General features: G+C 73.2%; 19 protein-coding genes and 1 pseudogene. 16 read left to right on the forward strand and 4 right to left on the reverse strand.

The features are described 5' to 3' along the window. Positions 1-35: 35 nt before the first annotated feature. A complete protein-coding gene (locus QMK61_RS08840; RefSeq protein WP_302071827.1) occupies positions 36-3,056 on the forward strand; it encodes a DEAD/DEAH box helicase in 3,021 nt (1,006 codons plus the stop codon). 6 nt (positions 3,057-3,062) lie between these two features. Here the strand turns inward: QMK61_RS08840 and QMK61_RS08845 are convergent, their stop codons facing one another. Together QMK61_RS08845 and QMK61_RS08850 are read right to left on the reverse strand one after the other, a co-directional pair. Then, on the reverse strand, positions 3,063-3,695 hold the full coding sequence (locus QMK61_RS08845; protein ID WP_302071828.1) for a LysE family translocator: 633 nt from the start codon (positions 3,693-3,695) through the stop codon (positions 3,063-3,065). Between the two features lie 52 nt (positions 3,696-3,747). Then, positions 3,748-4,692, reverse strand: coding sequence for an aldo/keto reductase (locus tag QMK61_RS08850; RefSeq protein WP_302071829.1), 945 nt, complete (start codon positions 4,690-4,692; stop codon positions 3,748-3,750). A 78-nt stretch (positions 4,693-4,770) separates the two neighbouring features. Between QMK61_RS08850 and QMK61_RS08855 the strand changes: the two genes are divergently transcribed. Next, positions 4,771-6,966: a glycoside hydrolase family 3 C-terminal domain-containing protein gene (locus QMK61_RS08855; RefSeq protein WP_302071830.1), complete on the forward strand. Its 2,196-nt coding sequence runs from the start codon at positions 4,771-4,773 to the stop codon at positions 6,964-6,966. Positions 6,967-6,987: 21 nt separating this feature from the next. On the opposite strand, the gene QMK61_RS08860 is transcribed toward QMK61_RS08855, so the two are convergent. Then, entirely contained in the window at positions 6,988-7,191 is a 204-nt protein-coding gene (locus QMK61_RS08860; RefSeq protein WP_302071831.1) for a hypothetical protein, read from the reverse strand. A 107-nt stretch (positions 7,192-7,298) separates the two neighbouring features. On the opposite strand from QMK61_RS08860, the gene QMK61_RS08865 reads away from it, so the two are divergent. The 4 genes from QMK61_RS08865 to QMK61_RS08880 all read left to right on the forward strand — a co-directional run bounded on the left by QMK61_RS08865 (position 7,299) and on the right by QMK61_RS08880 (position 10,495). Next, positions 7,299-8,252: a LysR substrate-binding domain-containing protein gene (locus tag QMK61_RS08865; protein WP_302071832.1), complete on the forward strand. Its 954-nt coding sequence runs from the start codon at positions 7,299-7,301 to the stop codon at positions 8,250-8,252. Positions 8,253-8,324: 72 nt separating this feature from the next. Next, a complete protein-coding gene (locus tag QMK61_RS08870; RefSeq protein ID WP_302071833.1) occupies positions 8,325-8,987 on the forward strand; it encodes an NYN domain-containing protein in 663 nt (220 codons plus the stop codon). A 73-nt stretch (positions 8,988-9,060) separates the two neighbouring features. Then, positions 9,061-9,942 carry a methyltransferase gene (locus QMK61_RS08875; RefSeq protein WP_302071834.1) on the forward strand — a complete coding sequence of 294 codons (882 nt, stop codon included), beginning with the start codon at positions 9,061-9,063 and terminating at the stop codon, positions 9,940-9,942. Between the two features lie 16 nt (positions 9,943-9,958). Beyond that, on the forward strand, positions 9,959-10,495 hold the full coding sequence (locus QMK61_RS08880; protein ID WP_302071835.1) for a pseudouridine synthase: 537 nt from the start codon (positions 9,959-9,961) through the stop codon (positions 10,493-10,495). Positions 10,496-10,519: 24 nt separating this feature from the next. Here the strand turns inward: QMK61_RS08880 and QMK61_RS08885 are convergent, their stop codons facing one another. Continuing rightward, positions 10,520-11,308 carry a TatD family hydrolase gene (locus tag QMK61_RS08885; RefSeq protein WP_302071836.1) on the reverse strand — a complete coding sequence of 263 codons (789 nt, stop codon included), beginning with the start codon at positions 11,306-11,308 and terminating at the stop codon, positions 10,520-10,522. Positions 11,309-11,506: 198 nt separating this feature from the next. Here QMK61_RS08885 and gspE point away from each other — a divergent pair, with 198 nt between their 5' ends. The 10 genes and pseudogenes from gspE (at position 11,507) to QMK61_RS08935 (ending at position 20,230) form a co-directional block, all read left to right on the forward strand. Continuing rightward, entirely contained in the window at positions 11,507-13,240 is a 1,734-nt protein-coding gene (gspE, locus tag QMK61_RS08890; protein ID WP_302071837.1) for a type II secretion system ATPase GspE, read from the forward strand. A 252-nt stretch (positions 13,241-13,492) separates the two neighbouring features. Continuing rightward, the gene (gene gspF / locus QMK61_RS08895) at positions 13,493-14,710 is read left to right on the forward strand and encodes a type II secretion system inner membrane protein GspF (RefSeq protein WP_302071838.1); all 1,218 of its coding nucleotides are present in this window, start codon (positions 13,493-13,495) and stop codon (positions 14,708-14,710) included. Positions 14,711-14,723: 13 nt separating this feature from the next. Then, positions 14,724-15,227, forward strand: coding sequence for a type II secretion system major pseudopilin GspG (gene gspG / locus QMK61_RS08900; RefSeq protein WP_302071839.1), 504 nt, complete (start codon positions 14,724-14,726; stop codon positions 15,225-15,227). 119 nt (positions 15,228-15,346) lie between these two features. Further along, a pseudogene (locus QMK61_RS08905) lies at positions 15,347-15,784 on the forward strand (GspH/FimT family pseudopilin); the annotation flags it as partial. Further along, positions 15,781-16,188 (forward strand): prepilin-type N-terminal cleavage/methylation domain-containing protein, encoded by a 408-nt coding sequence (locus tag QMK61_RS08910; RefSeq protein ID WP_302071840.1) that lies wholly within the window; start codon positions 15,781-15,783, stop codon positions 16,186-16,188. The pseudogene QMK61_RS08905 and the gene QMK61_RS08910, both read left to right, overlap by 4 nt. Next, on the forward strand, positions 16,185-16,856 hold the full coding sequence (locus QMK61_RS08915) for a prepilin-type N-terminal cleavage/methylation domain-containing protein (RefSeq protein WP_302071841.1): 672 nt from the start codon (positions 16,185-16,187) through the stop codon (positions 16,854-16,856). Before QMK61_RS08910 ends, QMK61_RS08915 begins: the two co-directional genes overlap by 4 nt. Then, entirely contained in the window at positions 16,853-17,713 is an 861-nt protein-coding gene (locus tag QMK61_RS08920; protein ID WP_302071842.1) for a type II secretion system protein GspK, read from the forward strand. The genes QMK61_RS08915 and QMK61_RS08920 overlap by 4 nt, the downstream gene beginning before the upstream one ends. Further along, positions 17,710-18,858, forward strand: coding sequence for a type II secretion system protein GspL (locus QMK61_RS08925; RefSeq protein ID WP_302071843.1), 1,149 nt, complete (start codon positions 17,710-17,712; stop codon positions 18,856-18,858). The genes QMK61_RS08920 and QMK61_RS08925 overlap by 4 nt, the downstream gene beginning before the upstream one ends. Further along, complete coding sequence (gene gspM, locus QMK61_RS08930; RefSeq protein WP_302071844.1) at positions 18,855-19,508, forward strand: type II secretion system protein GspM; 654 nt, start codon at positions 18,855-18,857, stop codon at positions 19,506-19,508. The genes QMK61_RS08925 and gspM overlap by 4 nt, the downstream gene beginning before the upstream one ends. After that, complete coding sequence (locus QMK61_RS08935) at positions 19,505-20,230, forward strand: general secretion pathway protein GspN (RefSeq protein ID WP_302071845.1); 726 nt, start codon at positions 19,505-19,507, stop codon at positions 20,228-20,230. Before gspM ends, QMK61_RS08935 begins: the two co-directional genes overlap by 4 nt.

The raw sequence follows: 20,230 nt of genomic DNA on the forward strand, positions 1-20,230 counted from the left end.
GCTCGGAAGTTTCATCGCCCACGGATCGCAGCCGCATGCAGCCATCGGACGAGAAACCCCGCGGCGGGCAGGACTCGCCCCACGCCGGCGGCGAGGCGCTGCCCACGCCGTGGCGCCGCCTGCTGGCCGCGCCGGCGGCGGCCGCGGCGCGCGAGCCGGGCGTGCTGGGCTTCTTCTTCGAGGTGCTGCCCGAGGACGGTGCGCCCTGGGCGCGACTGGACGTGGCCCCGGTGACCCTGGCCGTGGCCGAGCACGGCCGCTTCGTGCGCCCGGTGCCGCTGGACAGCAAACAGCTGGCGCACGCCGCGTTGCCGCCGCCCGAGCTGCGCCTGGCCACCACCGTGCTCGGCCTGCCGCAGGCGCTGCGCAAGGGCCGCAGCTACGCGCGGCTGGACGGCCACGTGGGCGACGCGCTGCTGGCCGAGATGCTCGACACCGCGCCGTGCTTCCTCGGCGGCCTGGGCGGCCTGCGCCTGTCGCGCGGCCGCTCGCACCAGCTCAACTGGCACTGGCAACTGGAGCAGGACGGCAGCCAGCGCCTGCTGCCCGCGCTGGGCCACAGCCAGCGCCTGCTGCGGCTGGAGGCGCTGTGGTACCTCGACGTCGAGCGCGCCGAGCTGGGCCACCTGGAAGCGCCGGCCGAGGAAACCCGCTGGCTCGACCTGCCGCCGCTGCGCCACGACGACGCCCCGGCCCTGCGCCAGGCCCTGCCGCACAGCCGGCTGGCCCACCGCGTGCCGCTGCCGCAGGTGCTCGGCGAATTGCAGCGCGAGGAACTGGCGCCGAAGCCGGTACTCGTCCTGCACGCGCTGACCCGCCATGCCCGCCTCGCCGCCGGCACCCCGCCGCTGGCCTATGCGCGGCTCAGCTTCGACTACGCCGGCGAGCGCCTGCCGGGCCGCGGCGGCGAGCCGCTGGTGCGGCGCGTGCGCAACGGCCGGCTGGTGGAGATCGCGCGCCGCCGCGCCGAGGAACTGTCGGCGATGGAACAGCTCGAACGCGCCGGCCTCACCCCGGGCGTCGACACCGAGGGCCTGCCCTGGGACCTGGCCGACACCCTGCCCGACGATGCCTGGCTGTTCCCCGGCAAGGGCCACGCCGGCGCGCTGGAGGTGAACACGCCGGCGCGCTGGCTGGCGCTGCGGCCGCGGCTGGAGGCGGAGGGCTTCCAGCTCGACTACGCGCCCAGCTTCCCGTTCGAGGTGCTGGACGGCCCGGTGCGCTGGTACGGCAACGCGGTGGAGGACGCCGACGACCACGCCTTCGACCTGGAGATCGGCATCGAGGTGGAAGGCAAGCGCCACAACCTGCTGCCCGCGGTGGCGCAGGCACTGGCCGAGCACCAGCTCAACCTGCGCCCCACGCCGAACGAGCCGGAGGACGCGGTGTGGTACGCGCCGGTGGACGAGCGTCGCCGCGTGCCGGTGCGCCTGCGCGAGCTGCGCGGCATGCTGGCGCCGCTGGCCGAATACCTGGAGAAGCCGCGGAAGAAGCTGCACCTGCCGCGCGTGCAGGCCGGCCGCCTGGACGAGCTGTCCGAGGCGCTGCCCGGTGGCGGCGAGCTGCAGGCGCCGGACGTGCTGCGCGGCTTCACCGCGCGCCTGCGCGACGCCGCCGAGCGCGCCAGCGACGCCGTGCCCGCCGGCCTCACCGTCGAGCTGCGTCCGTACCAGCGCGAGGGCCTGCGCTGGCTCAACGCGCTGGCCGAGGCCGGCGTGGGCGGCGTGCTGGCCGACGACATGGGCCTGGGCAAGACGCTGCAGCTGGTCACCCACCTGCTGGCGCTGAAGGAGCGCGGCGCGCTGGAGCAGCCCGCGCTGGTGGTGGTGCCGACCAGCCTGATCCCGAACTGGCAGGCCGAGGTCGCGCGCTTCGCCCCGGCGCTGAAGGTGCTGGCCCTGCACGGCCCGCAGCGCAGCGACGACTTCGCCCAGCTCGGCGGCCAGGACATCGTGCTGACCAGCTACGCGCTGCTGCCGCGCGACGTGATCACGCTGAGGAAACAGCCGTTCGCGCTGATCGTGCTGGACGAGGCGCAGCAGGTGAAGAACCCGCGCACGCAGGCGCGCCGCGCCGCGCTCAGCCTGCGCGCGCCGCGCTGCATCTGCCTCACCGGCACGCCGCTGGAAAACCACCTGGGCGAGCTGTGGTCGCAGGTGGACCTGGCGGTGCCCGGCCTGCTCGGCGACGAAGGCGCGTTCCGCCGCCACTACCGCGTGCCGATCGAGAAGCAGCGCGACGAGGAATGCCAGGCGCGGCTCAACCGCCGGCTGGCGCCGTTCATCCTCCGCCGCACCAAGGCGCAGGTCGCGTCCGAATTGCCGCCGAAGACCGAGATCACCCGCCGCGTGGTGCTCGATGGCCGCCAGCGCGAACTGTACGAAAGCCTGCGCCTGACCCTGGCCGACGAGCTGCGCGAGGTGATCGCCCAGCGCGGTATCCAGCATTCCGGCATCGTGGTGCTCGACGCGCTGCTGAAGCTGCGCCAGGTCTGCTGCGATCCGCGCCTGGTGAAGCTGGAGGCCGCGCGCGGCGTGCGCGACTCGGCCAAGTTCGAGCTGCTGATGGACATGCTGCCCGCGCTGCTCGCCGAGGGGCGCAAGGTGCTGCTGTTCTCGCAGTTCACCGAGATGCTGAAGCTGATCGCCGCCGAGCTGGAGCGCCGCCGCCTGCATTACGTGCTGCTCACCGGCGAGACGCGCGACCGCGCCGAGCCGGTGCGCCGCTTCCAGGACGGCGAGGTGCCGCTGTTCCTGCTCTCGCTGAAGGCCGGCGGGGTGGGCCTCAACCTCACCGCCGCCGATACCGTGATCCACTACGACCCGTGGTGGAACCCCGCCGCCGAGGCGCAGGCCAGCGACCGCGCCCACCGCATCGGCCAGGACAAGCCGGTGTTCGTGTTCCGCCTGATCACCGTCGGCACCGTCGAGGAACGCATCGAGGAGATGAAGGCGCGCAAGGCGGAACTGGCCGAGGCCGTGCTCGAGGGCGGCGGCGCCCGCGAGCGGCTCAGCTTCGACGAGGGCGACCTGGAGGCGCTGCTGGCGCCGGGGTGAGGCGGCTCAGCGGCGCGATTCGGTCGCCATGCGCACCGCCAGCGCCGCCAGCACGGTGCCCATCAGCCAGCGCTGCACGGCCAGCCAGCCGGGGCGCGCAGCGAGGAAGCCGGCGATGGCGCCGGCGCTCAGCACGATCAGCGCGTTCACGCTCAGGCTGATCGCCATCTGCGTGGCGCCCAGCACCACCGACTGCAGCAGCACGCTGCCGTGCCCGGGCGTGATGAACTGCGGCAGCAGCGACAGGTACAGCACGGCTGCCTTCGGGTTCAGCAGGTTGGTGAGGAAGCCCATCGCGAACAGCCGCCGCGGCGGATCGCGCTGCAACTGGCGCAACTGGAACGGCGAGCGCCCGCCCGGCCGCACCGCCTGCCAGGCCAGGTAGAGCAGGTAGGCCGCGCCGGCCAGGCGCAGCGCGTCGTAGGCCAGCGGCACCGTGAGCAGCAGCGCGGTGATGCCGAACGCGGCGCACAGCATGTACAGCAGGAAGGCCAGTCCCACGCCCGCCAGCGAGAGCAGGCCCGCGGCGCGGCCCTGGCAGAGCGTGCGCGAGATCAGGTAGAGCATGTTCGGTCCCGGCGTCAGCACGAGGCCGAGTGCGACGAGGGCGAAGGCGAGCAGCTTGGCAGGGTCGGGCATGGGGCATATTCCGAGGGGTGATGTGTGTGCGCCGCTCGCGCGGCCGTGTGCTTCAGCGGCTGGCCTGGTCCAGCCGCGCGACCTCGTCGGCGGCCAGCTCGAGCCGCGCCGCGCCCAGCAGTTCGTGCAATTGCTCCACGCGGGTGGCGCCGGCGATGGGCGCGGTGATGCCGGGGCGCGCCATCAGCCAGGCCAGCGCCACCTGGGCCGGGGTGGCGCGGTGCGCGGCCGCCACCTCGTCCAGCGCGGCCAGCACGCCGAGGCCGTGCGGGTCCAGGTATTTCTTCACCGCGCCGCCGCGCGCGGCGCTCTTGGCCAGGTCGGCCTCGCTGCGGTACTTGCCGGTGAGGAAGCCGCTGGCCAGGCCGTAGTAGCAGATCACGCCCAGTTCCTCGCGGCGCGCCAGCGGCTCCAGCGCGTCCTCGTAGCCGGCACGCGCCACCAGGTTGTATTCCGGCTGCAGGCTCTCGTAGCGCGGCAGGCCGTGTCGCCGCGACACGGCCAGCGCCTCGGCGAGGCGGTCGGCACCGTAGTTGGAGGCGCCGATGGCGCGCACCTTGCCTTCCTCGATCAGCCGCGCGAACGCGCCCAGGGTGTCCTCCAGCGGCACGCTGGCGTCGTCCTGGTGCGCCTGGTAGAGGTCGATGCGGTCGGTCTGCAGGCGGCGCAGCGAGCCTTCCACCGCCTGGCGGATGTTCAGCGGCGACAGGCCGGGATGCTCGGCCCACTTCGCCACCTTGGTGGCGATCAGCACGCGGTCGCGCTTGCCGCCCTGCTTCAGCCACTTGCCGATCAGGGTCTCCGATTCGCCGCCACGGTTGCCCGGCACCCAGGCGGAATAGACGTCCGCGGTGTCGACCAGGTTGAAGCCGGCGTCGACGAAGGCGTCCAGCAGCTCGAACGAGCGCCGTTCGTCGACGCTCCAGCCGAACACGTTGCCACCGAGGGCGAGCGGCGCCACCTGCAGGGGCGAGTGGCCGAGTCTGCGCGTTTGCATGGGTTTCTCCGTGGGGATGGGTATGATCGGGAGTCCGTCGCCGTGCGGCGGCATGGTTCCGACCCTAAGGGAGGCTGCATGAAAGGCAAGTCCAGGCACCTGTTGCGCGCCACCGTCCTCGCCGCGGCACTGCTGGGCGGCACCGCCGCCGCCGCGACGCATCCGTGGATGAATCCCGCGCAGTCGCCCGACGCCCGCGCCGCCGCACTGGAGTCGCAGCTTACCCAGGGCGAGAAGCTGCAGCTGGTCCACAGCCTGTTCGGCGAACCCAGCCCGGACAAGGGCCTGCCGAAACCCGCCGGCGCGCTGGGCTCGGCCGGCTACGTGCCGGGCATTCCCCGGCTCGGCGTCCCCGCGCTGCAGGAGAGCGACGCCGGCCTGGGCGTGGCCAACCCCCTCGAAGTGCGCCCCGGCGACGGTGCGACCTCGCTGCCGGCGGGGCTGGCGGTGGCGGCCAGCTGGGACCCGGCGATCGCCTACGCCGGCGGCGCGATGATCGGCGGCGAGGCGCACGCCAAGGGCTTCAACGTGCTGCTGGCCGGCGGCATCGACCTCGAGCGCGAGCCGCGCAACGGCCGCAACTTCGAATATGCCGGCGAGGACCCGCTGCTGGCCGGCACCATGGTCGGCGCGGCGATCCGCGGCATCCAGAGCCGGCACGTGCTGTCCACCATCAAGCACTACGCGCTCAACGACCAGGAGACCGCGCGCACCACCGTCGACGTGCGCATCGGCGAGCAGGCCGCGCGCGAGTCCGACCTGCTCGCCTTCGAGCTGGCGATCGAGCACGGCCACCCCGGTGCGGTGATGTGCTCGTACAACAAGGTCAACGGCGACTGGGCCTGCGAGAACGATGTCCTGCTCAACCGGGTGCTGAAGGGCGACTGGAAATACCCGGGCTTCGTGATGTCCGACTGGGGCGCGGTGCACAGCGCGGCCAAGGCGGCCAATGCCGGCCTGGACCAGGAATCGGCCGGCGACGCGTTCGACGCCCAGGTGTACTTCGACGCGCCGCTGAAGGCCGCGCTGGCCAGCGGCGAGGTGAAGCAGGCGCGGCTGGACGACATGGTCCACCGCATCCTGCGCAGCATGTTCGCCGCCGGGCTGTTCGACCATCCCGCCGCCAAGGCGCCGATCGACGTGGCGGCCAGCATGGCGGTGGCGCGGCGCGCGGAGGAAGCCGGCGCGGTGCTGTTGCGCAACCAGCACGACCTGCTGCCGCTGGCGCGGCCGGCGTCGATCGCGGTGATCGGCGCGCACGCGGACAAGGGCGTGCTGGCCGGCGGCGGTTCCTCGCTGGTGCTGCCGCGCGGCGGCAATGCGGTGCCGGGGCTGAAGCCGACAAGCTGGCCCGGCCCCGTGGTGTACGACCCGTCCGCGCCGCTGGCGGCGATCCGCGCGCTGGCCGGCAAGGCGCGGGTGGATTTCGCCTCCGGCGACGACGTGGCCGCGGCCGCCGCGCTGGCGGCGAAGGCGCAGGTGGCGGTGGTGTTCGCGCGGCAATGGGCGGCCGAGTCGGTGGACGCCGCCGACCTCGCGCTGCCCGACCGCCAGGACGCGCTGGTCGAGGCGGTGGCCAAGGCCAACCCGCACACGGTGGTGGTGCTGGAGACCAACAGCCCGGTGGCGATGCCGTGGCTGGACCGGGTGGACGCGGTGCTGGCGGCCTGGTACCCGGGCAGCGCGGGCGGCGAGGCGATCGCCGACCTGCTGTTCGGCAAGGTCGATCCTTCCGGCCGCCTGCCGATCACCTGGCCGCGCGACCGGGCGCAGCTGCCGCGCCCGGTACTGGAAGGCGCCGGCGCTCCCGCGGGCGCGCCGCCGCCGGCGTCGGTGGATTACGGCATCGAGGGCGCCGACGTGGGCTACCGCTGGTTCCAGCGCCAGGGGCTGCAGCCGCTGTTCCCGTTCGGCTACGGGCTGAGCTACACGCGCTTCGAGCAGGGCGCGGCGAAGGTGGCCCTGCACGACGGCCTGCCGCAGGTGAGCGTGGCGGTGCGCAACGTCGGCAAGCGCGCCGGCGCCGACGTGGTGCAGGTGTATGCGCAGGTGCCTGGTTCGACCGTGCGCCGGCTGGCCGGCTTCGCCAAGGTGGCGCTGGAACCGGGCGAATCGCGCACGGTGCAGGTGGCGCTGGAGCCGCGCCTGCTGTCCGACTTCGACGTCGCGAAGCAGCGCTGGGTGCTGCATGGCGGCGACTACGCGCTGTACGTCGGCAGGTCGGCGACCGACCTGGCGGCGCCGGTGCACGTGCGGCTGCCCGCGCGCGACTGACGCGATCACGCGAAGATCGCGTCAGCCGCAGGCCTGCGGATCGGTCGGCAGCCGCAGCGCTCCGGCCAGCCGGGCGGGCCAGCGGGCCGGCGCCGGGGCGGCGGGCGCGGACGGCCGCTTGCGGCCGGGCTTCGGCGTGGGGTCGAGGCGCGCCAGGCGCCGGGCCAGCGCCGGGTCGTGGATGTGGCCGTGCAGGAACAGCAGATCGGTCCAGAGCGAGCTCATGGCGGGGAGATCCGTGGGCTTGGGGGGTGTGGGGACGCTCAAGCTACCGCCGGCCCATGTCCCCAAAAAGCGATATATTTGCAAGCCAGTCTTGAGGGGCATTCAAGGTGAGCCGCATCCCGCTGGGCCTGTTGCAGCAGTTCGTGCTGGTCGCCCGGCAGGGCAACCTGTCGCGCGCGGCGGAGCAGGCCAACCTCACCGTCAGCGCGCTCAGCCATCAGATGCGCCAGCTGGAGGAACGGCTGGAGCGGCGCCTGTTCGAGCGCGGCCCGCGCGGGGTGACGCTGACCACCGAAGGCTGCGGCCTGCTGGAAGCGGTGGGCGCGCATTTCGACGGCATCGAGCATGCGCTGTCGCGTTACCGCAAGCGCAGCCACGGCGCGCTCACGCTCAGCGCCAGCCCGGGCATCATGTCGAGCTGGCTGGTGCCGCGGTTGCCCGGCCTGGTGGCGACGCATCCGGAGCTGGAGCTGAACCTGCAGACCACCTCGACGCTGGTGCGCTTCGACCGCGAGCCGGTGGACTGCGCGTTGCGCTACGGCCGCGGCCAATGGGAAGGCCTGCACTGCGAGCACCTGTTCGGCGAATGGATCGCGCCGGTGGCCGCGCCGTCGCTGGTGGCGCGCATGGGCGATGCCGACCCGCACGAGCTCGCGCGCTGGCCGCTGCTGGGCGACCCCAACCCCGCCAGCCGCTGGCACGACTGGTTCGAGCGCTTCGGCGGCGAGCCGCCGAGGCGCTACGTGGCGCACTTCGACAGTTTCGAGGCGCAGCGCCACGCGGCGCTGGAAGGCCTGGGCGTGGCGCTGGGCCGGATGGTCACCTCGAAGTCGCTGATCGACGCGGGCCGGCTGGTGGTGCTGGGCGAGCGCTACCTGCGCGTGGCGGATGCGTACTGGCTGGTGTATCCGTCGCGCTCGCAGGGACACCTGGGGCTGCAGGCATTCCGCACTTGGCTGCTGGCCGAGGCGCAGGTCTACCGCGGCCAGATGTCCGCCTGGGAACCGGACGCGCATCCGCCCGCCGCGCGGCACGCGCCGGACGCGGCGCGCATTGCGTAGAATGGGCGCCGCCGGCGCACGCGCCGGCACCATCCCGTTGTCGTATCCAATGCTTTTCCATAAGGATCCCCTATGCAACGCACCGCCATCCTCGTCGACGGCGCCTTTTTCCTCGCCCGCTACCGCAAGGTGTGGAGCGACCGCGACGCCAACGACGCCCGCACCGTGGCCAAGACCGTGTTCGGCATGGCGCTGGAGCACCTGAAGGCGCTGGACCGCCCGCGCGAATCCCTGTACCGCATCTTCTTCTACGACTGCCCGCCGCTGGACAAACGCTTCGTGCGCCCGATCAGCGGCGACAGCGTCGACTTCGGCCGCACCGCCGCCGCCGAGTTCCGCCGCGACCTGCACGACCAGCTGCGCCGCCAGCGCAAGATGGCGCTGCGCCTGGGCCGGCTGGCCGAACGCGGCGAGTGGAAGCTGAAGTACAACGCGCTGCAGCAGCTGCGCGACGGCGACCTGCATTCGGACGACCTGGGCGACGAGCACTTCGAACCGGACATGCGCCAGACCCAGGTCGACATGAAGATCGGCATCGACATCGCCGCGCTCACCTACAAGAAGCTGGTCGACCAGATCATCCTGGTGGCCGGCGACGCCGACTTCATCCCGGCCGCCAAGCTGGCCCGCTACGAGGGCATCGACTTTATCCTCGATCCGATGTGGCAGGGCATCGCGCCCGACCTGCACGAACACATCGACGGCCTGCAGTCGGTGTGCCCGCGTCCGTTCTAGACTCTGTCCGTCCACCCTTTCTGCACGCACCGGCCGCCATCCTGTGGCGGCTGTCCAGGCGAAGGAGCCTGCCATGAATAGCCTGTCCGTCGCCGGTTGTTGCCTTGCGCTGCTGCTCGCCGGCGGCGTGGCGCACGCGCAGCAGGACCAGCCCGAGGGCGAACTGGTGCCGCCCACCAGCGCCAGCGATTTCACCGCCAGCCAGCTCGACGCGGTGCTGGCCGGCAGCTGGCGCCCCGCCGCGGACCGCGCCCGCGACGCGTACCGCCATCCCAAGGCCACGCTGCAGTTCTTCGGCATCCGGCCCGACCAGACGGTGGTGGAGATCAATCCGGCCGGCGGCTGGTACAGCGAGATCCTGGCGCCGCTGCTGCGCGACAACGGCAACTACATCGCCGCCGAGCCGGCGCCGTCCGGCGGCGAGGCGCAGCGCAATGATGCCGCGCTGCGGGCGAAGTTCGCCGCCGACCCGGCGGTGTACGGCAAGGCCACCATCGTCCAGTACGACCCGAAGGCGCCGGTGTTCGGCCCGCCCGGCTCGGCCGACGCGGTGCTGACCTTCCGCAACGTGCACAACTGGGTGGAGGCGGGCACCGCGCCGGCGATGTTCAAGGCCTTCTTCGACGTGCTGCGGCCCGGCGGCGTGCTGGGCGTGACCGACCACCGCGCCGCCGCCGGCGCCACGCTGGCGGCGGTGAAGGACAGCGGCTACCTGCCGGTGGCCTACGTGGAGAAGCTGGCCACCGACGCCGGCTTCGAGCTGGACGGCAGCAGCGAGATCAACGCCAACCCGAAGGACGGCCACGACCACCCCAAGGGCGTGTGGACGCTGCCGCCCACGCTGGCGCTGGGCCAGCAGGACCGCGCGAAGTACCTCGCCATCGGCGAGTCCGACCGCATGACGCTGCGCTTCGTGAAGCCCGGGGCGCCCGCGCCGGCGGCCTCCGCACCCTGAGTTCCGCCTTCGCCGCATGCTGATCGCGCTGAACAAGCCGTACGGTGTGCTGTGCCAGTTCACCGGCGACGACGGCCGTCCCACCCTGGCCGACTATGTGGCGCAGAAGGACGTCTATCCGGCCGGACGGCTGGACCACGACAGCGAAGGCCTGCTGCTGCTCACCGACGACGGCCGCCTTGCGCATCGCCTCACCGATCCGCGCCACAAGCAGCCCAAGACCTACCTGGTGCAGGTGGACGGCGCCGTCACCGACGCGGCCGTGGCCGCGCTGCGCCGCGGCGTGCTGCTGAAGGACGGTCCCACGCTGCCCGCCAGCGCCGAACACGCCGCCGAGCCGGACTGGCTGTGGCCGCGCGATCCGCCGGTGCGCTACCGCAAGTCCATCCCCACCAGCTGGCTGTCGATCACCCTGCGCGAGGGCCGCAACCGCCAGGTGCGGCGGATGACGGCCGCGGTGGGCTTTCCCACCCTGCGGCTGGTCCGCGTGCGGATCGGGCCGTACGTGCTGGACGGGCTGGCGCCGGGCCAGACGCGCGTGCTGGCCGATTGAGCTTCCCGCCGGTCGGCGCGCCGCCTAGGCCAGCCCGAAGAACGCTTCGGCCGCCGCCGTGCTGGCCGCGGCGGTGATCTCGGCCGGCTCGCCGCGGTCGCGCGCGATCTCCTCGCAGATGTGCCTGAGGTACATCGGCTCGTTGCGCCGGTGGCTGGGCTGCGGGCGCACGGTGCGCGGCAGCAGGTAGGGCGCGTCGGTCTCGATCAGCAGGCGGTGGGCGGGGATCTCGCGCACGAACTCGCGCAGGTGGGTGCCGCGGCGCTCGTCGCAGATCCAGCCGGTGATGCCGATGTGGCAGTCCAGCGCCAGGTAGTCGTGCAGCGCCTCGCGGGTGTCGGTGAAGCAGTGCACCACCGCCGCGGGCACGCGGTCGCGGTAGCGTCGGAGCAGGGCGAGGAAGTCCGCGTGCGCGTCGCGCTGGTGCAGGAACAGCGGCTTGCCCAGTTCCGCGGCGATCGCCAGCTGGCGTTCGAATGCCTCCAGCTGCGCCTCGCGCGGCGAGTAGTTGCGGTGGTAGTCCAGCCCGGTCTCGCCGACCGCGCGCACCGCGGGCAGGCGCACCAGCTCGCGCAGACGCGCGTCGGTGGCCTCGTCGTAGTCCACCGCGTGGTGCGGATGCACGCCGGCGGTGGCCCACAGCACGCCGGGGTGGGCACGCGCCAGCGCCAGCGCCGCCTCGCTGCCCTCGCGCGAGGCGCCGGTGACGACCATTCGCGTCACGCCCGAGTTCCGCGCCCGGGTCAACACGTCGTCGAAATCGTGACGGAAGGACTCGTGGGTGAGGTTGGCGCCGATGTCGACGAGCTGCATGGGGAACCCGATGAAAAACGCCATTGTCCCAGACTGGGGCAGGGCGGCAAGCCGGCTGCCCGGCGCAGTCCGGGATGCGGCGCTCGCCAGCCGCTTCGCCATTGTGCTACCTATGCGGATTCGCCCGGCCGTGCGTGGGGAACAGGGCCGGGAAAGCGTTTTACTACGAATCGGTGTCATCACGAGCGGGGTGGGCATATGTCGGCAGTCGTGCAGCCGGCGCGGGACGGGGAAGCCACGGTCGTCGACGACCGCGAGGCGGCGGTGTGCGCGCTGCTGGTGGCGCGCGGGCGCCTGAAGGACAACGACCTGGCCCGGGCCCGGCGGCTGCACGAGGAATCGCCCGACGGTACGCTCACCGCGCTGCTGGCGCGGCTGGGCCTGGTCTCCGAGCGCGACCTGGCCGAGGCCTGGGCGGAGCTGCTGGACGCGCCGCTGTTGGTGGCGAAGGAGGCGCCCGAGCTGCCGCCGGCCGAACTGGACGTCTCCGTGCGCTTTCTCAAGCAGCAGCACGTGGTGCCGCTGCGCGAGGGCGACGACGGCCTGGCGCTGGCGGTGGCCGACCCCGCCGACCCGTACCCGCTGCAGGCGGTGGCGCTGGCCGCCGGCAAGCCGGTGGCGCTGCGCGTGGGCCTGCGCTCGGAGATCGACGACCTGATCGAGCGCTACTACGGCTCCGGCCGCTCCGCCATGGGCACCATCGTGGAGAACCTCGACGGCAGCGCGGCGGAAGAGGACGACGTCGAGCACCTGCGCGACCTCGCCTCCGAGGCGCCGGTGATCCGCCTGGTCAACCTGATCCTGCAGCGCGCGGTGGAGCAGCGTGCCTCCGACGTGCACATCGAGCCGTTCGAGAACCGGCTGAAGGTGCGCTACCGCATCGACGGCGTGCTGCACGAGGTGGAGGCGCCGCCGGCGTCGAGCACCGCGGCGGTGATCTCGCGCGTGAAGATCATGGCCAAGCTCAACATCGCCGAGCGCCGCCTGCCGCAGGACGGCCGCATCCAGCTGCGCGTGCAGGGCAAGGAACTGGACCTGCGCGTGTCCACCGTGCCGACCAGCTTCGGCGAGTCGGTGGTGATGCGCATCCTCGACCGCGAATCGGTGGTGTTCGACTTCGCCTCGCTGGGCTTCACCGACGCCTTCGAGCAGCGCTTCACCGGCGTGCTGGAGCGCCCCAACGGCATCCTGCTGGTGACCGGCCCGACCGGCTCGGGCAAGACCACCACGCTGTACACCGCGCTGTCGCGGATCAACACGCCGGACGTGAAGATCATCACCGTCGAGGACCCGGTCGAATACCAGCTCGAGGGCATCAACCAGATCCAGGTGAAGCCGCAGATCGGGCTGGACTTCGCCAACGCGCTGCGCTCGATCATGCGCCAGGACCCGGACGTGATCATGATCGGCGAGATGCGCGACCTGGAGACCTGCCGCATCGCGATCCAGTCCGCGCTCACCGGCCACCTGGTGCTGTCCACCCTGCACACCAACAGCGCGGCCGGCGGCATCACGCGCCTGCTCGACATGGGCGTGGAGGACTACCTGCTCGGCTCCACCGTCAACGGCATCCTGGCGCAGCGGCTGGTGCGCCGGCTCGACCCGGAGACGGCGGTTCCGTACGAGCCCTCGCCCGAGGTGGTCGCCGAGTTCGAGCTGGAGAAATACACCGACCAGCGCCCGATCCGCCTGTGGAAGCCCGGCAGCAGCGCCGCCAACCCCACCGGCTACCGCGGCCGCCGCGCGATCATGGAATTCCTGGTGCTGAGCGACCCGCTGCGCCGCCTGGTGATGCAGAAGGCCGACGCCGGCGAGATCGAGAAGCAGGCGCGCGCCGAGGGCATGCGCACCATGTACGAGGACGGCATCGCCAAGGCGGTGGCGGGCGTGACCACCCTCGAGGAGGTGCTGCGTGTCACGCAGGAGGGCTGACGCAACTTCCGGTACTTCTCCCTCTCCCCTTGGGGGAGCGCGCCGGCCCATGACGCCCTCTCCCCTTTGGGGAGAGGGCCGGGGTGAGGGGCGGGTGCTTGCGGTGGCGCATGTCCGGAGCGCGCTTCGAAGCGGGCTCGTGGCGAGGTTGGCCCCTCACCCCAACCCTCTCCCCGGGGGGGAGAGGGGGCCAGCGTGCCGTGCGGGTTCGCATGTATTTGAGCTGGCCGGAACCTGGGAGTACTGGGTCCCATGAGCCTGTACAGATATAGAGCGGTCAGCGCCGCCGGCGAACTGCTGCAGGGCCAGATGGAAGCGGCCAGCGTCGAGGAAGTGGTCGGCCACCTGCAGGACCAGGGCCACGTGCCGCTGGAAGCGCAGCCGGCCGACGCGGCGGGTGGCGGTTCCGGCGTCGCCGGGCTGTTCAGGCGCGGCCCGTTCAACGGCGACCAGCTCGCCCAGTTCACCCACCAGCTCGCCACCCTGCTCGGCGCGGGCCAGCCGCTGGACCGCGCGCTGGGCATCCTGCTCGACCTGCCGGAAGGCGAGCGCGCGAGGAAGCTGGTCGAGCGCGTGCGCGACCGCGTGCGCGGCGGCACGCCGCTGTCGCAGGCGCTGGAGGACGAGCACGGCGTGTTCCCCAAGCTGTACGTGTCGCTGGTGCGCGCGGGCGAGGCGGGCGGTTCGCTGGAGGAGACCCTGCGGCGCCTCGCGGACTACCTCGAGCGCGCGCAACAGTTGCGCGGCAGCATCGTCAACGCGCTGATCTACCCGGCCTTCCTGATGGTCGGCGTGCTGGGCTCGCTGGTGTTGCTGCTGGCCTACGTGGTGCCGCAGTTCGTGCCGATCTTCCAGGACATGCAGGTGCCGATCCCGTGGATCACCCGCGCGGTGCTGGCGCTGGGCAATACCTTGCAAGCGTGGTGGTGGTTGATCCTGCTGCTGGCCATCGTCGGCGCGTTCGCGTGGCGCGCGCGCCTGCGCGACCCGGCGGCGCGGCTGGCCTGGCACGCGCGGCTGCTGGCGACGCGGGTGGTCGGCCCGCTGCTGCTGAAGGTGGAGACCGCGCGCATCGCGCGCACGCTCGGCACGCTGCTGAAGAACGGCGTGCCGCTGCTGTCGGCGCTGGGCATCGCGCGCCAGGTCACGTCCAACCGCGCGCTGGACGAGTCGCTGGCGCAGGCCGCCGAGCAGGTGAAGGACGGCGGCGGGCTGAGCCTGGCGCTGGCGCAGTCCAGGCGCTTCCCGCGGCTGGCGATCCAGATGGTGCAGGTGGGCGAGGAAGCCGGCCAGCTCGACGGCATGCTGCTGAAGGTGGCCGACACCTTCGAGCAGGAAAGCCGGCGCAGCATCGACCGCCTGCTCGCCGCGCTGGTGCCGGCGCTGACCATCGTGATGACCGTGCTGGTGGCGATCATCATGGCGGCGATCCTGATGCCGCTGCTCAACCTCACCAACAACATCCAGTGATGCGGAGAACGAGATGATGCTGAACAAGAGAAGGGAACAGGAAGCGGAGAGCGGGGAAGGCGCGGGTTCGCATCGGCGTGGCCGTTCCCCGTTCCCCGCGTCCCGTTCCCCGCGCGCGCATCGCGCGCGAGGCTTCACCCTGCTCGAGATGCTGGCGGTGATCGTGCTGATCGGCATCATCGGCACCATCGTGGTGCGCCAGGTCGGGCACAGCGTGGACAAGGGCAAGTACGGCGCCGGCAAGGCGCAGCTCACCACGCTGGGCCAGGACATCGACAGCTACGCGCTGGACAACGGCGCGCCGCCGCGCCAGCTGGCGGACCTGCTGACCAAGCCGGCCAGCGCGCCGAACTGGCAGGGGCCCTACGCGAAGGCATCGCAGCTCAAGGACCCGTGGGGCCACGACTTCGGCTACCAGTACCCCGGCGAGCACGGCAACTACGACCTGATCTTCTACGGCCGCGACGGCAAGGCCGGCGGCGACGGCTACGACAAGGACGTGGGCAACTGGCAATGAACGGCCGGGAGCGGGAAACGGGGAACGGGGAACGGAGGCGCGGCAGCGCCCGCGTTCGCCCGTGCCCGCCCCGTTCCCCGTTCCCCGTTCCCCGCGCGCAGCGCGCAGCGCGCGCCCGCGGCTTCACCCTGCTCGAGATGCTGGCGGTGATCCTGCTGATCGGCATCGCGGCGGCGGCGATGGCGGTGTCGGTGACGCGCGGGCTGGCCAGCGCGCGCATCGACGCCGCCAGCGGCGAACTGGCCGCCGCGCTGCGCGCCACGCGCACCCAGGCGATCGTGCACGGTGCCGAGCGCAGCTTCGTGCTGGACACGCGCGACGCCCGCTACCACGCCGCCGGCGGCCGCGACGTTCAACTGCCGCGCGGCATGCGCGTGGGCATCACCAGCGCGCGCATGGACCAGGGCGGCGACGGCACGGCGCGCATCCGCTTCTTTCCCGACGGCAGTTCCACCGGCGGACGGATCACCCTCGCCAGCGGGCGGCGCGAATGGCACGTCAACGTGTCCTGGCTGACCGGCGCGGTGGACGTGGTCGACATGGCGGCGCGGCGATGAACGCACGGCGCGCGCGCGGCTTCAGCCTGCTCGAGGTGATCGTGGCGATCCTGCTGCTGGCGGTGGCCTTCGCCGCGCTGATGCGGGTGGCCGGCGGCGCGGCCGGGTTGACCCGCCGCGCCGCCGCGCACGACGAGGCGGCGATGTGGGCGCGCAGCCTGCTCGACAGCGCGTTCGTGCTGGACGCACCGGTGCCGGGCGTCACCGAGGGCCGTTTCGACGACGGCTACCGCTGGCGCCTGCAGGTGTCGCCATGGACGCCACCCGGGGCGGCGCCCGACGGCGCGCTGCGCCTGTACCGACTCGATCTGGACGTCTCCTGGGGCGCGTCGTCGCACCCGGACCACGCCCGCTTCAGCACGCTGCGCGCGGTGTCGGCGACGCCGGGAAGCCCCCCGGCATGAAGCGTCGCATGGCCGGCTTCACCCTGCTCGAAGTGCTGGCGGCGCTGGCGCTGCTGGCCTTCCTGCTGGTCGGCGTGTACGCGGGCATCCGCACCGCCATGCGCAGCGCGCGCGCCGGTGCCCTGCGCGTGGCGCAGTTCGACCAGGTGAGCTCGGCGCAGCGTTTCCTGCGCCGCGAGCTGGCGCAGGCGCTGGCGCAGCCGATCGACCACACCGACCAGGGCCTGCCGCTGTTCTTTGCCGGCAGCGCCACGGAAATGCGCTTCGTGGCGCCGATGCCCGGCTACCTGGGCCGCTACGGGCCGCAACTGCTGCAGTTGAAGCTGGCGCCGGACGGGTCGGGCACGCAGCGCCTGGAAGCCAGCTTCGCGGTGCTGCCGCCGGACGGCAGCGCGCCCAGGCCGCTGGGCGACACCCAGGTGCTGCTGCGCGGCATCCACGACGGCGGCTTCAGCTACCGCGGCCGCGGAAGGGACGGCAAGCCCGGCGATTGGTCGGCCGACTGGCCCGACGGCCGACGCATGCCCGAGCTGGTGCAGGTGCGCCTGGGCCTAGACGACGGCCGCGACTGGCCCACGCTGAGCGTGCCGCTGCGGGTGGACGCCGCCGCGGCGCGCGGCGCGAACGACCCGCTGGGCGCCCTGCGCGCCCAGGGCGTGGTGCGATGAACGCGCGGGCGCAACGCGGCGTGGCCCTGCTGGTCGTGATGTGGGCCTGCACGCTGCTGGCGATCGTGCTGGGCGGCTACGCCGCGCTGGCGCGCACCGAGGGCCTGCAGGCGCGCTACCAGTTCGAGCAGACCCGCGCGCACTACGCCGCCGAGGCCGGCCTGATGCGCGCGATCTACGCCCTGCAGGCGCCCCGCCCGCAGGACCGCTGGCGCCCCGACGGCCGTGTCTACCCGATGCGCTTCGACGGCGCGGCAGTCAGCGTGTCGGTCACCGACGAGGGCGGCAAGGTGGACCTCAACACCGCCACGCCGGACCTGCTCGCCAGGCTGTTCCGCGTCGCCGGCGAAGACGCCGGGCATGCCAAGGCGCTGGCGCAGGCGGTGATCGACTGGCGCAGCTTCGCGGTCAGCGCCGAGGACAAGCAGCGCCGCGCCGCCGCCTACGCCGCGGCCGGGCGCAGCTACGGCCCGCGCGACGGCGCCTTCGCCAGCATCGAGGAACTGCAGATGGTGCTGGGCATGACGCCCGCGCTGTACGCGAAGGTGGCGCCGGTGGTGACGATCTGGTCCGGCCGCGCCAGCCCCGACCCGGCCACCGCGCCGCCGCTGGCGCTGGCGGCGCTGACCGGCACGACGCTCGCCGGCGCCACGGCGCAGTTCACTGACCGCATCGCGGCCGGCACCGGCGACGCGGCCTTGGCCGCGATCGGCGGGGTAACGCATAGTATCCGTTCGGTCGCGGTGCTGGCCGACGGGACGCGCGCCGTGCTGCGCGCCACCGTGCGCACGCGCTACGGCCGCAACGGGACGCAGCCTTTCGCGGTGCTGCGCTGGCAGGAGGGAGAGGGGGAATGAATTCCGCATCGCAATCGCTGCGCCCGCAGCTCGAGCGCCTGCAGCGCGCCTGGCGCGGCTCGCCGCTGCCGGGCTTCCTGGCGTGGTGGGGCGGCGAATTGCGCGCGCTGCTGCCGGCGCGCTGGCGCGGCCTGTTCGGCGGCGGCGCGGAATGGCGTCTGCTTCAACATGCCGACGGGCGCTGGACGTTGCGCCAGCCCGGCGTCGCCGCGCCGCTGGCGCGATGGAACGACAGCCTGGACGCCGCCGCGCAGCAGGCCGCGCTCGCCGCCGCCACCGCCGGCACCGCGCCGCAGGACCTGCGCCTGGCGCTGTGCCTGCCGCCGCAACAGGTGCTGCGCCGGCGCCTGTCGCTGCCGCTGGCCGCGCGCGACAACCTGCGCCAGGTCGGCGCCTTCGAGATGGACCGGCAGACCCCGTTCCGCGCCGAGCAGGTGCACTATGCCGTGCGCGAACTGCCTGGCGTCGCGCCGGCCGGGCGCTTCAACGCCGAACTGGTGGCGGTGCCGCGCGGCCAGCTCGACGCGCAGCTGCAGCGCCTGCGCGAGGCCGGCATCGCGGTGGACGCGGCCGACCTCGCCGACGGCGACGGCCGGCTCGGCACGAACCTGCTGCCGCCGGAACAGGCGCGCGTGCGGCGCGACCCGCGCCGCCGCCTGAACCTGGCCCTGGCCGGCGCCGCCGCGCTGTTGCTGGTGCTGTGCCTGGGCCAGTGGCTGCGCAACCGCGAGGACGCGCTGGCCGCGATGCAGGCGCAGGTGGACGGCATGCACGCGCAGGCGCGGCAGGTGGCGCTGCTGCGCCAGCAGCTGCTGGACAACGCCGGCGCCGCCGGCTTCCTGGCGCAGCGCAAGGCCGGCACCGTCGGCGTGCTCGACCTGCTGCAGGACCTCACCAGCCACCTGCCCGACGACACCTGGCTGGAACGCTTCACCGTGGATGGCCAGGGCCACGTCGGCTTCCAGGGCCAGAGCGCCAAGGCCGCGCAGCTGGTCGACGCGCTGCAGGGCAGCCGCCTGCTCGCCGACCCCAGCTTCCAGGGCGTGATCCAGCGCGATCCCAACACCGGCAAGGAGCGCTTCTACATGGTGGCCCAGGTCCGCGCGCCCGCCGCGGCGAAGCCCGCGCCGGAGGCATCGCGATGAAGCTCAAGCCCCTGCGTCCCGCCGAGCGCCGCGTGGCGGCGGTCCTGCTGCTGCTGCTGGCGCTGGCGCTGGCCTACCTGGTGCTGCTGCACTGGTGGTTCGTGGCGCCGCTGCGCGACATCGACGCCGGCATGGACGAGCTGCGCGACACCCAGAGCCGCTACGCCGCCGCGATCGCCAGCGAGCCGCAATTGCGCAGGCGCCTGGCCGAGCTCGGCCAGGGCCAGGCCGACAGCCGGGCCTTCCTGCCCGAACGCGACCCCGGCGCGGCGGCGGCCGGGCTGATGCAGCGCGTGGTGGACGACGCGGCCGCCCACGCCCAGGACGGCAGCTGCGAAGTGACCCAGAAGATGCCGGTACCGAACCCGCCCGACCACGACGACGGCCCGTACCGCCGCGTCGCGGTGAGCATCAGCCTGCGCTGCGGCATGCGCCCGCTGACCGACCTGCTGTACACGCTGGAGCACGGCACGCCGTACCTGTTCGTCAGCGACTTCAGCCTGTACCGCAACCCGGTGGCCGCGCAGCGGCAGGCGGCCGCGCTGGAAGTGCAGTTCACCCTGTCCGGCTACGTGCGCGGCGCGCCCGCCACGCCTTCGCCGCCGGAGCGGGGTCCCGGCGACGATGCCGATGCGGGAGACGCGCCATGAACGCCGCCGCGCAACGCCGCCTGACGCCGTGGCTGGTCGGGGCGGTCGCGCTGCTCGGCGCGCTGCTGCTGGCGTTGCTGGGCGGCATCGGCCGCGGCGTGCGCTGGGATGCGCCACGCCCGCCCGCGCCGCTGCCGCCGCTGCATCGCGCCGCGCCGCCGCCGGTCACGCCACCCGAACACTATGCCGAGGTCTGGCAGCATCCGCTGTTCAGCAGCGACCGCAAGCCGATGGACGACGCCGGCGGCGGCGACGCGCGGGTGAGCCTGGGCGAGCTGGAGCTCACCGGCATCATCCTCACCCCGAACCTGCACATGGCCCTGCTGCGCGACAAGAGCGTCGGCGACGACAAGAAGCCGGGCGCCGAGGTGCGCGTGCGCGAGGGCGAATCCCTGCCCGACGGCCGCTGGAAGCTGGTCGAGCTGCAGCCGCGCTCGGTGACGTTCGCCTCGGCCGGCGGCCGCACCGTGCTGAAGCTGCCGGCCGGCGCGCCGATCGACGCGGCGCCGACCGCTGCGCCGCCGGCCAGGCCGTCACCCGGCGCCGTCCAGCCGCGGACCGCCGCCGGTGCGCGTCCGCTGCCCGCCGGCGGCCTGCGCACCGGCCAGCCGCCGGTGGCGCCGCCGCCGCAGGGCGCCCAGCTGCAGCGCATGCTGCGGCTCAAGGAAGCCATCCTCAAACAGCGCGCCCGCCAGCAGCGGGCCGACGACGGAGACCATTGA

The organism is Fulvimonas sp. R45 (assembly GCF_030504985.1).
Lineage (GTDB): Bacteria > Pseudomonadota > Gammaproteobacteria > Xanthomonadales > Rhodanobacteraceae > Rhodanobacter_A.

Bases quoted from the DNA above. Each gene is read 5' to 3' on its own strand.
- QMK61_RS08840 (WP_302071827.1), top strand. From the start codon at position 36: ATGCAGCCATCGGACGAGAAACCCCGCGGCGGGCAGGACTCGCCCCAC.
- QMK61_RS08845 (WP_302071828.1), bottom strand. From the start codon at position 3,695: ATGCCCGACCCTGCCAAGCTGCTCGCCTTCGCCCTCGTCGCACTCGGC.
- QMK61_RS08850 (WP_302071829.1), bottom strand. From the start codon at position 4,692: ATGCAAACGCGCAGACTCGGCCACTCGCCCCTGCAGGTGGCGCCGCTC.
- QMK61_RS08855 (WP_302071830.1), top strand. From the start codon at position 4,771: ATGAAAGGCAAGTCCAGGCACCTGTTGCGCGCCACCGTCCTCGCCGCG.
- QMK61_RS08860 (WP_302071831.1), bottom strand. From the start codon at position 7,191: ATGAGCTCGCTCTGGACCGATCTGCTGTTCCTGCACGGCCACATCCAC.
- QMK61_RS08870 (WP_302071833.1), top strand. From the start codon at position 8,325: ATGCAACGCACCGCCATCCTCGTCGACGGCGCCTTTTTCCTCGCCCGC.
- QMK61_RS08875 (WP_302071834.1), top strand. From the start codon at position 9,061: ATGAATAGCCTGTCCGTCGCCGGTTGTTGCCTTGCGCTGCTGCTCGCC.
- QMK61_RS08880 (WP_302071835.1), top strand. From the start codon at position 9,959: ATGCTGATCGCGCTGAACAAGCCGTACGGTGTGCTGTGCCAGTTCACC.
- QMK61_RS08885 (WP_302071836.1), bottom strand. From the start codon at position 11,308: ATGCAGCTCGTCGACATCGGCGCCAACCTCACCCACGAGTCCTTCCGT.
- gspE (WP_302071837.1), top strand. From the start codon at position 11,507: ATGTCGGCAGTCGTGCAGCCGGCGCGGGACGGGGAAGCCACGGTCGTC.
- gspF (WP_302071838.1), top strand. From the start codon at position 13,493: ATGAGCCTGTACAGATATAGAGCGGTCAGCGCCGCCGGCGAACTGCTG.
- gspG (WP_302071839.1), top strand. From the start codon at position 14,724: ATGATGCTGAACAAGAGAAGGGAACAGGAAGCGGAGAGCGGGGAAGGC.
- QMK61_RS08910 (WP_302071840.1), top strand. From the start codon at position 15,781: ATGAACGCACGGCGCGCGCGCGGCTTCAGCCTGCTCGAGGTGATCGTG.
- QMK61_RS08915 (WP_302071841.1), top strand. From the start codon at position 16,185: ATGAAGCGTCGCATGGCCGGCTTCACCCTGCTCGAAGTGCTGGCGGCG.
- QMK61_RS08920 (WP_302071842.1), top strand. From the start codon at position 16,853: ATGAACGCGCGGGCGCAACGCGGCGTGGCCCTGCTGGTCGTGATGTGG.
- QMK61_RS08925 (WP_302071843.1), top strand. From the start codon at position 17,710: ATGAATTCCGCATCGCAATCGCTGCGCCCGCAGCTCGAGCGCCTGCAG.
- gspM (WP_302071844.1), top strand. From the start codon at position 18,855: ATGAAGCTCAAGCCCCTGCGTCCCGCCGAGCGCCGCGTGGCGGCGGTC.
- QMK61_RS08935 (WP_302071845.1), top strand. From the start codon at position 19,505: ATGAACGCCGCCGCGCAACGCCGCCTGACGCCGTGGCTGGTCGGGGCG.